Source organism: Methylocaldum marinum (assembly GCF_003584645.1).
In the GTDB taxonomy this organism is placed as follows: Bacteria; Pseudomonadota; Gammaproteobacteria; order Methylococcales; family Methylococcaceae; genus Methylocaldum; species Methylocaldum marinum.
Genome location: NZ_AP017928.1, coordinates 1,736,160 through 1,752,341 on the forward strand (window position 1 = coordinate 1,736,160; position 16,182 = coordinate 1,752,341).

Below are 16,182 nucleotides of genomic sequence, written 5' to 3' on the forward strand. Positions count from 1 at the left end.
AAAACTTTACCAATAGTTATGAACCTTCTCCGTTTTGCCTGGAGAGGAATAGGTAAGAATCGAAAAGCGATCTCTTCCTCATAAAACCGCATTCCGGCTAGCAATGAATAAAGGCACGAATATAGCAGATTTTTTTTCGCGCAAAAGAAAAGCCTCGACGAGGATAGTAATCATGATTATCGTGAGGCAATTCGAACTCACTATCTGCCGCAATAACAGGAAAAATATGTCGGCAAATATTTAATGGTTTACATTAAGCGTTATTAATTAATTTTTCATTTAATAAAAAGCAAATATATCTACCCGGACTCGGCATAACTCATCCAGCGACTTGTTCGACGCCCGGCGCCGTAATGGAATGTTTTTCCATCAGGCGATAAAGCGTCACACGAGAGACTCCTAGACGGCGCGCAGCACTGGTGATGCTTTTAGATTCCGCCAGGGCCGACGTCACCGCTTGCTCCACGGCCTGAGCCTTTATCTCTCTCAACGTTCTTCCGCTGAATCGCGCGGAGCGGGATAACCCTAGATCTGCCTCGGTAATCAGGCGACCGCTCGAAAGAATGGCAGCCCGATTGACGCAGCTCATCAATTCGCGCACGTTTCCGGGCCATGAATAATCGAGAATCGCTGAGATCGCCTTTTTGGACAAACGTTTCGCATTCCGTCGCTTGCCTTGGTTGAACCGGGTTACGAAATATTCCGCGATTTGCGCGGCGTCGGTATCCCGATGTCTCAAAGCGGGAACATCGATTTGCAATACATTGAGCCGGTAAAATAGATCTTCTCTAATTGTCCCGGCAGCCACCGCTTCTCGCAGATTCGGGCCGGCGGAAGCGATGATGCGTACGTCAACAGGACGCGATTCCTTTGATCCCAGGGGAGTCAGTTCCTTTTCCTGCAAAAATCTTAATAGAGAGACCTGTCCCAGCGGCGAGAGATTTTCGATTTCGTCCAGGAACACGGTACCGCCGGCGGCGGCTTCGAAATGCCCTATTCGCTCTTCAACCGCACCGGTAAACGCTCCCTTGCTATGACCGAAGAATTCGCTTTGAACCAGCGTTTCGGGAATGGCTCCGCAGCTTACGGCGACGAATGGTCGTTCCGCCCTGGGCGACAATCCGTGGATCGCCCTGGCTATAACTTCCTTTCCCGTCCCGGTCTCGCCGCTAATGATGATCGGTTCGTCACTCCGACTGATTTTCTGCATATTGTCATAGACCAAGGACATGGCTTTACTGGACCCGATCAATCCAAACCTCTGATTGATCGCTAGATGAAACTCCCCGCGACTGGCCTCCCCGAGTTTTGCGGAGCCATAGGCATGCCCGAGCGAAAAGGCAAGCCGGCGTATGTCCACGGGAGTGGTATGAAAATCGAAGAAGAAAGAGCTTAAGAAAGAGGCGTGCTCGATCGAGCCCATACACGCCGGATCGACGATCGCAATCCACTCCGTGGATAAACTTTCGTTGATGACCTCCAATAGCTCGCTTTGCGTTTCTTCGCTGAAGCTTGCGTCGAGCAGGACTACGCCGACATAGATGCGATTCGACCTAAGGCATCTTATCGCTTCCCGGGTATCCATCGAGATGTGGGCCTTCCAGCCCTTTTCGGCAAGGCTTTTCGCCAAGCCGAGCGAGTCGGCCCAGCCCGGCTGAAGTAAGATGACATCCCTGAAGTCGCTCCAGGCCTGATTGGCCGGAAACACCCTTTCGATTCGAGAAATCCCAGCTGTTAGTTCCATCTGCTTTCCCTTCCCTTTGGTTATAAGAAGTAAGGAAAATATTCCCTATTAACAAAACCGGATACAATTTTAAATGATGACGTCTCCTATCAACAAATGGCAATACCGTTTCTCTATCGGGCAAACCAGCGACCATTCGGCCCGATAGCGCTCAAATTCATGTTCTTAAAATTGGAAAGAGTTATATCGATCGTTCTAACCATGGTAATTAGCTGATTATCCAGCGTATTCTGAATGACGGCCATGTTATTCAGACCGGCATCGGACAGCGCCAGATTTCCAGAGCCGTTATTCACGGCCGGTCGACTCAGTTGATCGAGGGAAAAGTCCTTAGCGAGTACGAGGCGATCAGAAAATTGTTCTCGTCCGTTGACGAATACGGAAGTGGCGAAGGATAAATCAATGACGATTCCGTTGTCCAACACGAACCCGGCGCGCGATTCATCCAGTTCTACGTTTTCGACGGCCGCCCAGCCGACGTCGGTTTCGTCACTCGCCGTACAAATCGCAATTGAACAAGGCATCAAAGCAAAAAAAATAACGCTCAGAACCAGGTGTCTGACGTTGAACTTTCCCAACCCAGGAACGTCCTTGCCCGAAATCATGAGACTACTCCTTGTATCTAGAAATCATATCTTCCGGGTCGCATCAAGTTAAAAGTGGCAAGACTACCATTATCAACCCCTGTAGCCAGCGGTGCCTTGGGGGTAAGCGACCATTCGTCAACATTATTGAAATGTCTGTTCGCGATATTCTTTTTGTTTCGAATGACGAAAAGAATACGATTATTCCACGCTGCCTCAAACTCCTGAAGACCCACCCTTTTCAAACCCAGGGCCGGATCGCCGAGCAGCACGGATGATTCTTCCAAACCTTTGATTACGACAAAGTGCAAATACCCTTTGTTATTAATGATAGTAATCGCAGGTACCCTTTTTGCGGCCAATTGCTCCAAGCCGATTTTGAAGCCATCAGCCTTGTATCCGCGGCGTTCAAGGTACAGCTTCATGTCCAGCAAGGAAAATCCCTGCGTTTTGATTCTTTCCTGGTCGCCATGGTCCCACATGTCACCAAAAACTTCCAGTTCGCCGACCGTATCTTCGTAATGAAACGCCAGCAAACTCGCCAGCGCGGCGGAGCCGCAGCTAAAATCGTACTGCTGCTTGAGGATAGTCTTGAATCGCCTTTCCGCGAAACTCATGACGCCGATGCTATAGTATCCCTGCCCCGCCGGGCCGTCTAAAAACTCTACGGTGCCGGCTCGAACGCCGGACACCGTACTGACCAGGCACAAAGCAACCAGCAAACATGAACTGAGAAAACCGGTGCTTCCGTTCATGGCATGATCGTGACGTTTACGTCGGTGAGATTCTGGATAATGACGTTATTTCCGGTGTTCTGAATCACGGATATGATTCCGCCGGCATCGTTAAATGCGCCGCTTTCTATGACATTGTATGTCGTCATATTGCTGGCATTGACCGTGTTGCCGGCCATCGTTGCTTTAAGAGCGCCTCGGGCGAACGCCAGATCATCCACGCCCTGGCGGGCACGCTCCTCGGCCAGATCGCCGTTTGCGACGGACGTATTCGATTCGAAGGCGAATGTGACATCCTCGTCAAGAGCGCCGGCAAATCCGGTTGCCCATGAACAGCTGACGAGAAAACCCAGAATTCCAACCAATCCTTTTAGCATTGTTCACACCTTTTTCCATTAGGCTGTGGTCGAGCACCGGCGAGCGCTTCGACACTCACCGGTGCTCTAATCGTCCGTTATCCCGTCGTTCTTACTCCCTGACGTTCACGGTGCCGAAAACATTGGTATTTTGTTGAACCAATGAAGCGTGGCCTAGGTTCTGGGAAATTTGTATGATACCGGCGGCACCATTAACCGAGTTGTCGATGCTATTGGCTGAAGCCGTAACCGGTACCCCGGCTTCGAGGGAGAAACCGATAGGCGTAACGAATACATGTTCGATTTCGCCTTCAAGATTGACCGCGGTGCTTTCAAACTCAACGTTGCCGTCGTGATTGGCTACGCCGCCATAAGCTCTCTGGGAGCTGACATCGATCTCGAAGCTACGCTTGTCAATCGTCGCCGTACCGCCGTTCAAGGCACTTGCGGCGTCCGCGCCGCCGGTAGCCGAGCTATTTTCGCTGTTGTCGACGGTTGCCGTGCCCCCGTTGTTTGCGGCGGCTGATTTGTCGTCGGCGTAAGCTTCGCTCTGGTCGTGGGTCGCGTTACCGCCGCCGATCGCGATAGCACCGTCGCTCTCGTCGTCGATTTCAGCTTCGTTGCTGGCGTCCGCCGCCACGCTGAAACTGGCAAAATTGTCATTACTATCCGCCTCAGCCCATGCCCCCGCCGAGAAGCCCAACGCGATGCTGATACCGGTCGCCAACAAAGTCGTCCTGAAGTTTGTCATTTCATATCTCCTTGAATTAACGGGTGCTGAATCATTATCTGATTCGTGGTCATTGCGCTCGTCCGAACGCCGCCATATCTCCATCAATATTTGTACCAGTTCGTCATATCTTTGTTTTCTCGGATATTTTGCAAAATGAGCAGCGTGCGTTTTTGTAAAGATTATGGAACGCCGCGAATCCCCCATTCCTCCGCATATCGTAATTTCCCGTGCGCCATCAACAGACAAAGCCGAGCGACTCCGGGGCAAGTAGTCGTAACGCATTGATATTGATACGGGCATTTAGAGAAAAAGTGCCGTTGCCCTTCTGCTCTCCGAATGTAAAATTTTCTGACGCCCGATCGTGCAGCCGTTTTTTTCTTGATGATGCGCGTTTCGACTTGAGAGCAGCTTTGATCTGTCGCACCATTCGCGGTTACGATCAATCTCCTCGATTCACGCAAGACAGAACACCCGAACAATAGGAGAACCGCAGACATGAAAAGCTATCGCAAAGAACTTTGGTTCGAAGCCCCGAGCCGGATCGCATTCATAAATATCACCCGGCAGGTGGAGGCCTGTCTGAGGGAAAGCGGAGTACGGGAAGGCCTCGTCTTGGTCAATGCCATGCACATCACCGCTTCGGTGTTCATTAACGACGACGAATCCGGGCTGCATCGGGATTTCGAAACCTGGCTCGAAAATCTGGCGCCGCACGAACCGATCAGCCGCTATTTCCATAACCGCACCGGCGAAGACAATGGCGACGCCCACCTGAAACGACAGGTCATGGGCCGCGAAGTGGTAGTGGCCATTACCGGCGGGCAGCTCGATTTCGGCCCCTGGGAGCAGATTTTTTACGGCGAGTTCGACGGTCGCCGTAAGAAGCGGGTCCTGGTAAAAATTATTGGCGAATAGGCCGAGTGACGATGCCGGAAAGCACTCAAGCCTCGGCTCGAAATGATCGGAGACCACGAGAGTCCCCGGCCCACGCGAAGAATTGTAAAAGCGCCGTGAGCAGTACTGGACGACGCGCCCGGGAATGGCTAACCGAGATATCCGGACAGGAGACTCGCCGGCGGCACCGTCGAGGCAGGAGCAGCGCCGCCTCGATGACGCAGAGGCTTGCGGTCTTGACGGTACGGGGAACCGACTCGTTCAGTCCCCTCACCAGTTCTCGTCATCGTCTTTATACGGTTTCGGCTTGACTGAATCCGGGATTTTGGGCTTTTTCGCAGTTCGAAGCAGAATCATCAGGTTGCCGATGACGAGAGCGACCACCAGCAATATCGCGATCCAAAACATTCCCATAACAATCACATCTTCACAAATGCATGAGTCAGCCACTAGGATAAGCCCGAAACGCCGACGCCCGAAACTTACCTTACCGCTTGGACTCCGATGCCAGCACGCTTACTCAAAGACCAGCACTCCATAGAAATCGAGCGGCGAAACTCGGACACCGAGGGCTGCGATCCATGACCGCGTCTACCTGGCGCATCGGACAATGGTTGAATGCCGTCCAGAGCACCTTCGTCGGCCTGCTCCGGATCCTGTCGATACCCATCGTGCTGTCGCTCAGCGTCGCCGAAGGATACAACACTTGCTACGGCCTCAGCTATTTCATTCCGCAGTGGATCGCACTGATCATGACCATCGCGGTGCAATCCATGATCGTGATCTGCACGCTGGAGCTAGCCGGCATGCGCTGGCGTGCGAATCCCATGCGCTACCTCAGCGTGCTGCTTTCGCTGTTGGTCGCCTTAATCGTATCGATTTCATTCGCCTATTTCAGGTTTTACGAATTTTCTCAACGCGATGCCATCCTGCTTGAAAGGCAAACCGGCATCGTCCTTGATGCGAACCGATACATTGAAGACCTAGTCGGTCTCAAGAGCCGGCTGATCGCTGCTCAGCAGAAGCGCGTCGAACTAGCCTCGGATGACGCCACGCGGGCGTACCTGGGTACACATCCGGGAATGCAGGGGCAGATCGGAAAGGGTAAGGTCTGGGGCTTTTACAACGAGATACTGCAGAACGAAGAAGCCAAACTGAAGCAGCTGAACGGCCATTCGGAGGCGCTGGAAAAGCGTTTATCCGAGGTCAGGTCGGCGCTACAGGAATTTTTACTCATGGTAAACGATGCTGCGGCCTATGAGCGACTGATCCGAACGTTCCAGGATCTGCAAGGGGAAGCGGAAATCCTGGCCTCGAACTATGGCACTCTCCCCATCGAGGCGCCGCGATTCGGCTCCTACGCGGAATTTTCCCTCGGCATCACACCGTCATTCGCCATGTGGAAGAACATCTCCTGGTTCACTCTGGCCTTGGCCGCCATGGTGGACTTCTTCATTCTGTTCCTGTCCTATCGGCTCGAATCCACCGCACCCGGCCCGCTCAGCGAAGACGAAAAGGAATTGGCCTACCTCGGTCTCCGGCAATTCGGAGAATTCACCATAAATGAAAATGACGAATTGGAGTTTGTGATCGAAAAAACGGAACTGGAAAGGGCGCGCCGTTATTCCGACTGGAGTCGGATGTTCTCCGTGGCGTTTCTCCTGAATCGCGGTTATCTTCGCAAGATCAACGACAAATCGGTGGAGTTCGCTCCCAATCTCTACCCGATCATCGCCGAACGCTTGAAGCGTCGACAAACGGCCAACCCCACGGAACAACCGGCTAACCAGAACGAGCTGAACGATATCCTGAAGAGGAAAGGTTATGTTTGAGGATAGCCCACTCGACACCGACTTGCGCTGGGAAGCGGGTTTCGAAGGCGACCGCCGCATCGTGGTCTCCGTTCTCGGCCCTTACCGCCGTATATTTCCTCGCCCCCAACGCTTTGTCCGGCGTTTTTACCACCGCGTATACGACCTGAAAATTGAAGATTGGCAGATCCCCCTGGAACCGCTCAAACTGGGGACTCTTTGCACGATCGAGGCGGCGCTGTCGGTACGCTTCCAGCCGACCGTCAAATACGCGCATGCCAATCCCGACCACATTGCCGACCTCGGTGGCTACATCAGAGCGAATTATCGAACGCTGCTGCAAGATGCCGCCGAACACGAGCTTCGACAATTGGACCAGGCGGGACTTGACGATAGCAACGTCCTCATGGAACGCCGCATCGAAACCGTCGTCAACGAACTGTTGGCAGTGCGCGATATTCAGTGCCGCGCGTGGTGTACGATCCAAACCGTGTTCGCCGATCTCGACAAAATCGAAGAGTACGCCGAAAACATCGACTCGAAACACAACGGCATCTACCTCGAACTGATCCGGCGCCGTCGCCAATTGAACGAAAGGCTGGCACGGGAAAACTACGAACGTGAAACGAACGAACGCAGGCTCAGACTGGAACACGAAAAACGGATGCTGGAGTTGATGCAGCGGGAAACCGAATTGCGCAAGGCGCGACGGGATCATGAAGCCGAGCACGTCCGCGCTGAGCTGACGGCTGAAGAAACCCGCGCGGCCGAACAATATGATAGCGAAGTGCGTCTCCGCGAGGCACGCATCCATCACGAGACCCGCTTGAAGCAGCTGGAACTCGAGGCCGACTTGGCCGAAAAGAGCCGGCGTGCCGGCGCCTTGGACGACGTCGAGAACCAGCTCAAACGTGAAATCGAGCTGCTCGCGCTGGAGCGCCAGCGTCTGCTCCTTGAGGAAGAGATACGCGACGTCAAGATTGCCAAGGCCAAAGGCTGGGTCATCAACGCCAAGCGTCGTTTTCCATTGGGCGAAAGCCAAAAGACCCTAAAGCCGCAGGATCCCGGAATGACGCCACATCCGGACAGCGACTAGCCGATTCGATTCAGGTTCCCACTACCCCCTCATGTATTCGATTCGAAAAACTCTATTTTTGCTCTGCTTTCCTGGCACTCTTTTCGGCAATCCCTGGGCTGAGGTAGCCGGCCCGGCCGATGGTCCTCCGCTCGCCATCGGTACAACCAACAACGGCTGCATCAGCGGAGCGGCTTCTCTGCCCACCGAGGGCGACGGGTTTCTCGTCATGCACTTGGAGAGGAAACGCTACTTCGGCCATCCATTATTGATCCGGACGATTGAGACTTTGGGCGAGCGCGCGAGCGAATCGATCGGCGTGATTCAAGTCGGCGATCTTTCTCTGGCGAGAGGCGGCCCTATGCCGTTCGGCCATCGCAGCCATCAAACCGGTCTCGACGCCGATATCTGGTTTAACCTGGATCCCGGCCGCTATGCGAAAGCTGACGAATGGCGAGCCAACATTCCCGCCCCTAGCCTCTTGAACCGTGCCGGGAAAGGCCTCGATCGCCGACTCTGGAGCAAGCAGCACGCGCGGCTGCTGAAACTAACGGCGACGATTCCCGCGATCGACCGGGTCTTCGTCAATGCGCACATCAAGCGAGAACTCTGTCGTACGACCCAAGGCGATCGAACCTGGCTAAGAAAGCTCCGCCCCTGGTATGGCCATCACGACCATTTCCATATTCGCCTCGCTTGCCCATCCGACAGTCCGGATTGCATCCGACAGGACCCCGTACCGCCCGGTGACGGCTGCGATTCCAGCCTCTCATGGTGGTTTCAGGAACACCCTCCGAGCCCGATCAAGCCGAAAGCGCCGAAACGCCCCATGCCCATCGCCTGCCAAGCTATCCTGGATCGTGGGCAACTCCCTCGGATGCGATGAGAGACGAACCGCATCGCTCTCGCGGTCTCCCGGTCTACAAGTTCATCTTCGCGCACCGCCGAGAACTTGAGATTCCCGAAAACCGTAAGGACAAGCGCCGAGGCGCAATCACTCCTCGACCGGCTCCATGGTTCCGCCTCTTCCGGCCGGCGGCCGGGTGGCGGTACATCGCAGGCTAAGCGCTTTGGGTATAATGCCCGCAGACGATACAGTCATCGCCTGCATCAGCCCCGGCTTAGTGCTCTAGCCGGAGAGTCCCGTTCAGCATTATTGGATCCTTCTGTGAATGAGTGCTCGGCGCTTTTCCGACGAGTTCTGCTATTAGAACAACACTGCGTTTTGGAGAAAATGAATGACATGGTTGATTCTTATCGGGATCGCCGCCCTCGCCAGCTTGCTTTTGATCATCCGAAGCGCACCGAAATCATCCGAAAAATCGAGGAAATCCGCTTATCGAAGCGAAGATTTTTTGTTTTCGCCCGAGGAACGTGTTTTCTTTCTCGCCCTGAAACAAGCCGTTGGCGAAGATTATGAAATTTTCGGCAAGATTCCCGTGACGGAGCTCATTTCCGCTCGCTACGAAGGGGCGGGCAGCGGCGCGCGGAAAACCTTGGAGCGGGTTGCCAACCAATGTTTCGATTTCCTCTTGTGCTCTAAAACCGATCTGTCCGTCGCCTGTGCCCTTGAACTGTACGAACATCCCGTTTCCGGAAAGGGGCCGGCGCCGCCCGCGGATCCCTTGAGAGCAATCTGCGACGCTGCCGGTTTGCCATTGGTGAGGATCGAAGCCGGTCCGTTTTATGACTCGGAAGAAATCAAACAGACCATCGCATCGGTGGTCCGCAAGGACCCCCTGTATCTGGTCGAATCGGACGGGCGCAGGGAGCCACGAATTTCCAGTATCGAAGACATCGAGTTCGACCCATGACTGAACTTTACGGCATCCGCAACTGCGACACTTGCAAGAAGGCCCGCGCCTGGCTCGAAACGCGCGGAATCGCCTACCGGTTCCACGAATTACGCGAGAACGGGCTGGATAGGCCCGTCCTGGAAGAAATGGAACGCGCGCTCGGCTGGGAATCCCTTCTCAACCGGCGGAGCACGACTTGGCGCCAGCTCTCCGAAACCGACCGGCAGGATCTCACCCGGGAAAAATCGCTGCAGTTGATGCTCCGTTTTCCTACACTCATCAAACGGCCGGTATTGGTTGCAAACGACAAAATTTTCGCCGGGTTTTCCCCGGAACAATACCAAGGGATATTATGAGCGACACGTTGAATTTGGCTGTCGAACTGATCCGCCGCCCCTCGGTCACGCCCGACGATGCGGGCTGCATGGATTTAATTTCCGCCCGGCTGGAGCCTTTTGGCTTCCGCACCGAATGGTTCAACTTCGCCGACACCAAGAACATCTGGCTGAAGCGGGGCGATTCCGCGCCCTTGCTGGTTTTCCTCGGACATACCGACGTCGTGCCGGCAGGACCTTCCGAGGACTGGCACTCGCCCCCGTTCGAACCCGCCGTCCGGGACGGTTATCTCTATGGCAGGGGCGCGGCGGACATGAAGAGCAGTGTTGCCGCCATGACTACGGCATTGATCCGATTCGTGGTCAAGCATCCCAATCATAAAGGCTCGATCGCCCTGCTCCTCACCAGCGACGAGGAAGGCGCTGCGGCCAACGGTGTGATCAAAGTCATGGAAGCCTTGCAGAAGCGCGACGAGAGAATCGACTGGTGCCTTATTGGCGAGCCCTCCAGCTTCGTTTCACTCGGAGATGTGGTCCGCATCGGCCGGCGCGGGTCGCTGTGCGGCATGCTCCGTGTATTCGGCGTGCAGGGCCATGTGGCCTATCCGGACAAGGCTGAAAATCCGATACACAGATTCGCACCGGCCCTTTCGGAGCTGACCAGCGAGGTCTGGGATCAAGGCAATGAATACTTCCCTCCCACCAGCTTCCAGATATCCAATATTCAGGCCGGAACCGGAGCCGAAAACGTGATTCCGGGACGGCTCGAAATCCTGTTCAACTTCCGGTTTTCCACGGCCCTGACGGAAGAGGACATAAAACGGCGCGTCCATGCCATCCTGGACAAACACGGTTTGAGATACGAACTGAACTGGCGGCTGTCCGGCTCACCATTCCTGACGACGCGGCCGGAACTGATCGATGCCACTCAAGGGGCCATCGAAACCGTGCTCGATCAGCGTGCGAGGCTCGACACCGGCGGCGGTACCTCGGACGGCCGCTTCGTTGCACCCACCGGAGCCCAGGTGGTCGAACTGGGGCCGATCAACGGCTCTATTCATAAAGTCAATGAACACGTGCGTATCGAAGACATAGACAGACTCTCAAAGGTTTACGAGCAGGTCCTGATTAACCTGCTCGCCCAATAAAGGCCACAATCATGGACAAAGATCTGCAATCTCCCTTGGTAGACGCGGAATGGCTGCTTGAACGGCTGGGCTCCCCCGACGTCGTGATACTCGACGGCACCTTTTTCCTCCCCAACCAGGGGCGCGACGCAAAGCAGGAATATGCCGCCGCACATATTCCGGGTGCGCGATTTTTCGATATCGATGGCGTCGCCGACCAAAACAGTCCGCTGCCGCACATGCTGCCCTCCCCCGAGGTTTTCGCCGCATCGGTCGGTCAGCTCGGCATCGATAACCAGACCCGCGTCGTTGTTTACGACAGCAACAACTTCATGGCTTCGGCCCGGGTCTGGTGGACGTTCCGTGTGTTTGGCCATGAACGCGTCTCGGTTTTGGACGGGGGGCTCTCGATCTGGAAAGCCAAGGGATTACCCCTGGACTCGAGCCCTGTCAGTACCGAACCTTGCCCATTCAAGGCCGGCCTCGACGCAAACCTGGTGCGGAACCTCGAACAAATGAAAGCACTCGTCGGTGATGCGGGAACGCAAATCATCGATGCCCGTTCGCCCGGGCGGTTTGCCGGAACGGAACCGGAACCTCGCCCCGGCATCCGGTCGGGCCATATCCCGGGAAGCAGGAACCTTTTCTTCAAGAATTTGGTCGACGATTCGACACAATGCCTGAAGTCGGCTGCCGAGCTCCGACAGGCTTTCGAGAACGCCGGCACGGATTTCGAAAAACCTATCGTGACGACGTGCGGAACGGGCGTAACCGCATCTATACTCGCTCTCGGTCTGTATTGCCTTGGCAATGGATCCGTCGCTGTCTACGACGGCTCATGGACGGAATGGGCTAGCCTAAGCGATACTCCGGTAAGCGTCGGCTAAAAGCCTCGGAAGCCGCACGCATATTAACCCGGCCTGTCGTTTGGGCGGGGTGAATTCGGGGCAGAGAGGCGCCATGCCGCGCGAGCCGAGGTTTGGCGCGTACCGCGCGCGGCCCTCGCGGCCGCCCGAAGTACCGGGAGTGTATTCGTTTTCAGCCTCATCGATGTGATGGTTAGGCAGGCTTCCAATCCGTTTGGCGCCGCCGGTTGGGCATCAATCCGACGATTACTGGAAAAATCCGAGGATTTTTATCAGGTACCAACATCTGAGATAATGAACGCCCGCTTCCAACCAAGGTGCCGGAATTTTCCGTCGACATGCCATATGGCCAAGAAAAACCTGAATTTCGAAGAGTCCCTGGCCGAACTGGAACAATTGATCGAACGCATGGAACAAGGCAGCCTTCCCTTGGAGGAATCACTCAAGCTTTTCGAGCGCGGGATTCAATTGACCCGCTTCTGCCAAAAAGCCTTAAAGGAAGCGGAACAAAAGGTCCAGATTTTGCTGGAAGAAAACGGAGAATCTACATTAAAGCCCTTTGCCGATGAATCTTGAAACCGACTTGAATCACTTCATGCAGATCTGCCAGGCACGGGTAGAATCGGCATTGGATCATAGACTGCCCGCTGCCGACCGGATGCCCGAGCGGCTGCATCAAGCAATGCGCTATTCGGTGCTGGAAGGCGGAAAAAGGCTGCGTCCGCTGCTGACCTATGCCAGCGGGCAGGCCGTCGGCGTAGCATCCGAAACTCTCGACGGACCTGCTTGTGCGGTGGAGTTCATTCATGTTTATTCGCTGATTCACGACGATTTGCCGGCGATGGATGATGACGATCTACGCCGCGGCAAGCCGACCTGCCATATCGCATACGATGAAGCCACCGCGATCCTGGCCGGGGACGCCCTGCAGGCCTTGGCTTTTCACGTTCTGGCCCACGATCCGTCGATCGCGGTACCTGCCGTTAACCGGCTTGCAATGATCGAGACACTGGCAACGGCAGCCGGGTCTCTGGGGATGGTCGGCGGTCAAGCCATAGATCTGGAATCGGTTGGAAAAGCGCTGGATTTGCCGAGCTTGGAGAATATGCACATAAGAAAGACCGGAGCGCTGATTCGAGCCAGCGTCAAGTTGGCGGCTCTGGCTAATCCCTCGCTGGAAAGGGAAACTGCCGATAAGCTCGATCATTACGCGAAATGCATAGGCCTGGCTTTCCAGATTCAGGACGACGTGCTGGACGAAGAAAGCGACACGCAGACCTTGGGCAAGACCCAAGGCAAGGACAAGAACAATAACAAACCCACCTATCCTGCTCTCCTCGGATTGGCTCAGGCCAAACAAAAGGCGCGCGAACTCCATGAGGAAGCCCTGGCCTCGCTATCCGGCTTCGGCGAGGAGGCGGAGGTCCTTCGCGCACTGTCGCTTTTTATCATCGAACGGCGTGCCTAGCCGCTCACGACCAAGGGAATATCACCGCCTTGAAACGGCATCGCAAGAACAATCTATCCTTGAAAGCACAAACTTCGAGTTTCATAATTGGTCGGCTTATGCCTGATTCGGTGCCACCATTTACCGCGAACAAGCCTGGTTTGAAGCCTCATAACATCAATGAATAACGCGAACGAATACCCTCTTCTGCAAACCGTCGGCAGTCCCGCGGATTTACGCGCCCTACCCGAAGACCAACTAGTCCAACTCGCGGATGAACTGCGCACTTTCTTGTTGAACAGCGTGAGTCGGTCGGGCGGTCATTTGGCTGCCGGACTGGGTGCGGTCGAACTGACCATTGCATTGCACTATGTCTTCGACACGCCTGAAGACAAGCTCGTGTGGGATGTGGGCCATCAAGCATACCCTCATAAGATTCTGACCGGCCGCCGTGAAAGATTGCCTTCGATCCGCAAGAAAGATGGACTCTCCGCATTTCCGAACCGGGATGAAAGCCCTTACGACTGTTTCGGGGTGGGGCACTCGAGCACGTCGATCAGCGCGGCACTGGGGATGGCGATTACCGCATCGCTTCGGAAGCGCGACACCCACGCGGTCGCAATTATCGGAGACGGCGGACTGACCGGCGGCATGGCGTTCGAGGCGCTTAACCACGCCGGCGTGCTCGACGCCAATCTTCTGGTCGTGCTCAACGACAACGAGATGTCCATCTCGCCGAACGTGGGCGCTCTCAACAATTATTTGGCAAAGCTCCTCTCCAGCAAGTTCTATTCCACGGTGCGACAGGGCAGCAAGCAGATTCTGATGAGGAGTATGCCCAGCGTTTGGGAACTCGCTCGCCGCGCCGAAGAACATGTCAAAGGGATGGTCGCCCCCGGCACGCTCTTCGAAGAATTGGGTTTCAATTACATCGGTCCGGTAGACGGCCACAACCTCGACACGCTGATTCCGACTCTGCGTAATTTACGGGATTTGCCCGGCCCCAGATTTTTGCACGTCGTCACCAGGAAGGGTAAAGGCTATTTGCCGGCCGAGAAAGATCCGGTCGCTTACCACGGGGTGTCGTCATTCGATCTCACCAAAGATCATTTGCCCAAGTCGAAGCCGGGGAGCCCTACCTTCACCGAAGTCTTCGGACAATGGCTGTGCGACATGGCGGCAAAGGACAGCCGGCTGCTCGGCGTTACTCCCGCCATGCGGGAAGGTTCCGGACTCGTGGAATTTTCGACCCGTTTTCCGGACCGTTACTTCGACGTCGGCATCGCCGAGCAGCATGCGGTAACCTTGGCCGCCGGCCAGGCCTGTGAAGGATACAAGCCGGTGGTCGCAATCTATTCGACCTTCTTGCAGCGCGCTTACGACCAACTGATACACGATGTGGCGCTTCAGAATTTGCCGGTGCTTTTCGCTATCGATCGAGCCGGGCTGGTCGGACCCGATGGACCGACCCATGCCGGTAGCTTCGATCTGAGCTTTATGCGTTGCCTCCCGAACATGGTGATCATGGCGCCGGCCGATGAAAACGAGTGTCGGCAGATGCTTTTTACCGGGTTTCAGCATAACGGACCCACGGCGGTTCGTTATCCCCGCGGTAAAGGCCCGGGCGTCGCCGTGGTCAGCGAGATGGCCGCGCTTGCGATCGGAAAAGGTGAAATACGGCGGCGCGGCAAAAGGATTGCGATCCTCTCGTTCGGCACCCTGTTAGCGCCCGCGCTCGAAGTGGGTGAAAAAATCGACGCGACCGTGGTCAACATGCGTTTCGTGAAACCATTGGACGAAACGCTGATTCTCGAACTCGCGAAAACTCACGAAATCTTCGTGACCATCGAAGATAACGCTATCGCAGGTGGGGCCGGCAGCGCGGTGAACGAACTTTTGAACGCTCGCCAGTGTTACGTGCCGATACTCAACCTCGGGCTGCCGGACCAATTTCTCGAACAAGGTAGCCGCGAAGAATTGCTGGCGCTCTGCGGCTTGGATTCCGAGGGGATCATAAAACGTATCGAGCAATACTCGCTTAGCCTCGAATCCTTGAAGCCGGCTTCTCCCCGCGTTACGGTGGCCACTCGAGGGCTCTGACATGGAAAAACTCAGAGCCGCCATCCGGGATATTCCGGATTTTCCAAGACCCGGCATTCTCTTCAAAGACATCACGCCTCTGGTCAAAAACCCCGTGACCCTCAGACTGGCGGTGCATCATTTGCTGCATCCATATCTGGACCGGGAAGTTACCGCCGTTGCCGGGATGGAAGCTCGCGGTTTTATTTTCGGCTCCCTGGTCGCCTGGGAACTCGGTGTCGGCTTCATCCCCCTTCGAAAACCAGGCAAGCTCCCTTATGACGTGCAAACCATCAACTATGACCTCGAATACGGATCGGCCGCACTGGAAGTACATATCGACGCATTAGGCTCCGGAGACAAAGTCCTGTTGGTCGATGATCTGCTGGCTACCGGCGGCACGGCCAAAGCCAGCTGTGAACTGGTCGAAGCTCTCGGCGCGGAAATCGTGGCGTGCGCGTTCGTGGTGGAACTCGATGAGCTGAAGGGCCGGGAAAAGTTGGAACGATACTCGGTCCATTCACTCTTACATTATTGATTCTTACTTGCGCAACAGCACCGTCACTGCCGAAGAGCGTAGATACGGCGCTTTTCATCTGTC

At 55.3% G+C, this 16,182-nt stretch carries 18 protein-coding genes; 12 read left to right on the forward strand and 6 right to left on the reverse strand.

Annotation, left to right across the window (positions count from 1 at the left end):
• Window positions 1–319: 319 nt before the first annotated feature.
• From sS8_RS07515 to sS8_RS07535, 5 genes are all read right to left on the reverse strand, one after another.
• The gene (locus tag sS8_RS07515; protein WP_119629105.1) at window positions 320–1,744 is read right to left on the reverse strand and encodes a sigma-54 dependent transcriptional regulator; all 1,425 of its coding nucleotides are present in this window, start codon (window positions 1,742–1,744) and stop codon (window positions 320–322) included.
• Window positions 1,745–1,857: 113 nt separating this feature from the next.
• Window positions 1,858–2,349, reverse strand: coding sequence for a hypothetical protein (locus sS8_RS07520; protein WP_119629106.1), 492 nt, complete (start codon window positions 2,347–2,349; stop codon window positions 1,858–1,860).
• 17 nt (window positions 2,350–2,366) lie between these two features.
• Window positions 2,367–3,083 (reverse strand): C39 family peptidase, encoded by a 717-nt coding sequence (locus sS8_RS07525; protein ID WP_119629107.1) that lies wholly within the window; start codon window positions 3,081–3,083, stop codon window positions 2,367–2,369.
• Window positions 3,080–3,439, reverse strand: coding sequence for a hypothetical protein (locus tag sS8_RS07530; protein ID WP_119629108.1), 360 nt, complete (start codon window positions 3,437–3,439; stop codon window positions 3,080–3,082). The genes sS8_RS07525 and sS8_RS07530 overlap by 4 nt, the downstream gene beginning before the upstream one ends.
• A 91-nt stretch (window positions 3,440–3,530) precedes the next feature.
• The gene (locus tag sS8_RS07535; protein ID WP_145986444.1) at window positions 3,531–4,433 is read right to left on the reverse strand and encodes a hypothetical protein; all 903 of its coding nucleotides are present in this window, start codon (window positions 4,431–4,433) and stop codon (window positions 3,531–3,533) included.
• 213 nt (window positions 4,434–4,646) lie between these two features.
• Between sS8_RS07535 and sS8_RS07540 the strand changes: the two genes are divergently transcribed.
• Window positions 4,647–5,066: a secondary thiamine-phosphate synthase enzyme YjbQ gene (locus tag sS8_RS07540; protein WP_119629110.1), complete on the forward strand. Its 420-nt coding sequence runs from the start codon at window positions 4,647–4,649 to the stop codon at window positions 5,064–5,066.
• Between the two features lie 249 nt (window positions 5,067–5,315).
• Here the strand turns inward: sS8_RS07540 and sS8_RS07545 are convergent, their stop codons facing one another.
• Complete coding sequence (locus sS8_RS07545; RefSeq protein ID WP_232020558.1) at window positions 5,316–5,459, reverse strand: DUF2897 family protein; 144 nt, start codon at window positions 5,457–5,459, stop codon at window positions 5,316–5,318.
• Between the two features lie 167 nt (window positions 5,460–5,626).
• Here sS8_RS07545 and sS8_RS07550 point away from each other — a divergent pair, with 167 nt between their 5' ends.
• From sS8_RS07550 to sS8_RS07600, 11 genes are all read left to right on the forward strand, one after another.
• On the forward strand, window positions 5,627–6,877 hold the full coding sequence (locus sS8_RS07550; RefSeq protein ID WP_119629111.1) for a hypothetical protein: 1,251 nt from the start codon (window positions 5,627–5,629) through the stop codon (window positions 6,875–6,877).
• The gene (locus sS8_RS07555) at window positions 6,870–7,952 is read left to right on the forward strand and encodes a hypothetical protein (protein ID WP_119629112.1); all 1,083 of its coding nucleotides are present in this window, start codon (window positions 6,870–6,872) and stop codon (window positions 7,950–7,952) included. The genes sS8_RS07550 and sS8_RS07555 overlap by 8 nt, the downstream gene beginning before the upstream one ends.
• A gap of 58 nt (window positions 7,953–8,010) precedes the next feature.
• Complete coding sequence (gene mepA / locus sS8_RS07560; protein WP_170160988.1) at window positions 8,011–8,817, forward strand: penicillin-insensitive murein endopeptidase; 807 nt, start codon at window positions 8,011–8,013, stop codon at window positions 8,815–8,817.
• Between the two features lie 352 nt (window positions 8,818–9,169).
• The gene (locus sS8_RS07565) at window positions 9,170–9,745 is read left to right on the forward strand and encodes a DUF2726 domain-containing protein (protein ID WP_119629114.1); all 576 of its coding nucleotides are present in this window, start codon (window positions 9,170–9,172) and stop codon (window positions 9,743–9,745) included.
• On the forward strand, window positions 9,742–10,083 hold the full coding sequence (locus tag sS8_RS07570; protein ID WP_119629115.1) for an ArsC family reductase: 342 nt from the start codon (window positions 9,742–9,744) through the stop codon (window positions 10,081–10,083). Before sS8_RS07565 ends, sS8_RS07570 begins: the two co-directional genes overlap by 4 nt.
• Window positions 10,080–11,210: a succinyl-diaminopimelate desuccinylase gene (dapE, locus tag sS8_RS07575; RefSeq protein WP_119629116.1), complete on the forward strand. Its 1,131-nt coding sequence runs from the start codon at window positions 10,080–10,082 to the stop codon at window positions 11,208–11,210. The genes sS8_RS07570 and dapE overlap by 4 nt, the downstream gene beginning before the upstream one ends.
• A gap of 11 nt (window positions 11,211–11,221) precedes the next feature.
• Window positions 11,222–12,076 carry a 3-mercaptopyruvate sulfurtransferase gene (gene sseA, locus sS8_RS07580; protein ID WP_119629117.1) on the forward strand — a complete coding sequence of 285 codons (855 nt, stop codon included), beginning with the start codon at window positions 11,222–11,224 and terminating at the stop codon, window positions 12,074–12,076.
• A 324-nt stretch (window positions 12,077–12,400) separates the two neighbouring features.
• The gene (locus sS8_RS07585; protein ID WP_119629118.1) at window positions 12,401–12,631 is read left to right on the forward strand and encodes an exodeoxyribonuclease VII small subunit; all 231 of its coding nucleotides are present in this window, start codon (window positions 12,401–12,403) and stop codon (window positions 12,629–12,631) included.
• Window positions 12,621–13,523 (forward strand): (2E,6E)-farnesyl diphosphate synthase, encoded by a 903-nt coding sequence (gene ispA / locus sS8_RS07590; protein WP_119629119.1) that lies wholly within the window; start codon window positions 12,621–12,623, stop codon window positions 13,521–13,523. Before sS8_RS07585 ends, ispA begins: the two co-directional genes overlap by 11 nt.
• Window positions 13,524–13,682: 159 nt before the next feature.
• On the forward strand, window positions 13,683–15,602 hold the full coding sequence (gene dxs / locus sS8_RS07595) for a 1-deoxy-D-xylulose-5-phosphate synthase (RefSeq protein ID WP_119629120.1): 1,920 nt from the start codon (window positions 13,683–13,685) through the stop codon (window positions 15,600–15,602).
• A gap of 1 nt (window position 15,603) precedes the next feature.
• Window positions 15,604–16,119 carry an adenine phosphoribosyltransferase gene (locus sS8_RS07600; protein ID WP_119629121.1) on the forward strand — a complete coding sequence of 172 codons (516 nt, stop codon included), beginning with the start codon at window positions 15,604–15,606 and terminating at the stop codon, window positions 16,117–16,119.
• Window positions 16,120–16,182: the final 63 nt, after the last annotated feature.

Excerpts from the sequence above, each read along its gene's own strand:
- sS8_RS07515 (WP_119629105.1), bottom strand. The coding sequence starts at position 1,744 with ATGGAACTAACAGCTGGGATTTCTCGAATCGAAAGGGTGTTTCCGGCC.
- sS8_RS07520 (WP_119629106.1), bottom strand. The coding sequence starts at position 2,349 with ATGATTTCGGGCAAGGACGTTCCTGGGTTGGGAAAGTTCAACGTCAGA.
- sS8_RS07525 (WP_119629107.1), bottom strand. The coding sequence starts at position 3,083 with ATGAACGGAAGCACCGGTTTTCTCAGTTCATGTTTGCTGGTTGCTTTG.
- sS8_RS07530 (WP_119629108.1), bottom strand. The coding sequence starts at position 3,439 with ATGCTAAAAGGATTGGTTGGAATTCTGGGTTTTCTCGTCAGCTGTTCA.
- sS8_RS07535 (WP_145986444.1), bottom strand. The coding sequence starts at position 4,433 with ATGCGTTACGACTACTTGCCCCGGAGTCGCTCGGCTTTGTCTGTTGAT.
- sS8_RS07540 (WP_119629110.1), top strand. The coding sequence starts at position 4,647 with ATGAAAAGCTATCGCAAAGAACTTTGGTTCGAAGCCCCGAGCCGGATC.
- sS8_RS07545 (WP_232020558.1), bottom strand. The coding sequence starts at position 5,459 with ATGGGAATGTTTTGGATCGCGATATTGCTGGTGGTCGCTCTCGTCATC.
- sS8_RS07550 (WP_119629111.1), top strand. The coding sequence starts at position 5,627 with ATGACCGCGTCTACCTGGCGCATCGGACAATGGTTGAATGCCGTCCAG.
- sS8_RS07555 (WP_119629112.1), top strand. The coding sequence starts at position 6,870 with ATGTTTGAGGATAGCCCACTCGACACCGACTTGCGCTGGGAAGCGGGT.
- sS8_RS07565 (WP_119629114.1), top strand. The coding sequence starts at position 9,170 with ATGACATGGTTGATTCTTATCGGGATCGCCGCCCTCGCCAGCTTGCTT.
- sS8_RS07570 (WP_119629115.1), top strand. The coding sequence starts at position 9,742 with ATGACTGAACTTTACGGCATCCGCAACTGCGACACTTGCAAGAAGGCC.
- dapE (WP_119629116.1), top strand. The coding sequence starts at position 10,080 with ATGAGCGACACGTTGAATTTGGCTGTCGAACTGATCCGCCGCCCCTCG.
- sseA (WP_119629117.1), top strand. The coding sequence starts at position 11,222 with ATGGACAAAGATCTGCAATCTCCCTTGGTAGACGCGGAATGGCTGCTT.
- sS8_RS07585 (WP_119629118.1), top strand. The coding sequence starts at position 12,401 with ATGGCCAAGAAAAACCTGAATTTCGAAGAGTCCCTGGCCGAACTGGAA.
- ispA (WP_119629119.1), top strand. The coding sequence starts at position 12,621 with ATGAATCTTGAAACCGACTTGAATCACTTCATGCAGATCTGCCAGGCA.
- dxs (WP_119629120.1), top strand. The coding sequence starts at position 13,683 with ATGAATAACGCGAACGAATACCCTCTTCTGCAAACCGTCGGCAGTCCC.
- sS8_RS07600 (WP_119629121.1), top strand. The coding sequence starts at position 15,604 with ATGGAAAAACTCAGAGCCGCCATCCGGGATATTCCGGATTTTCCAAGA.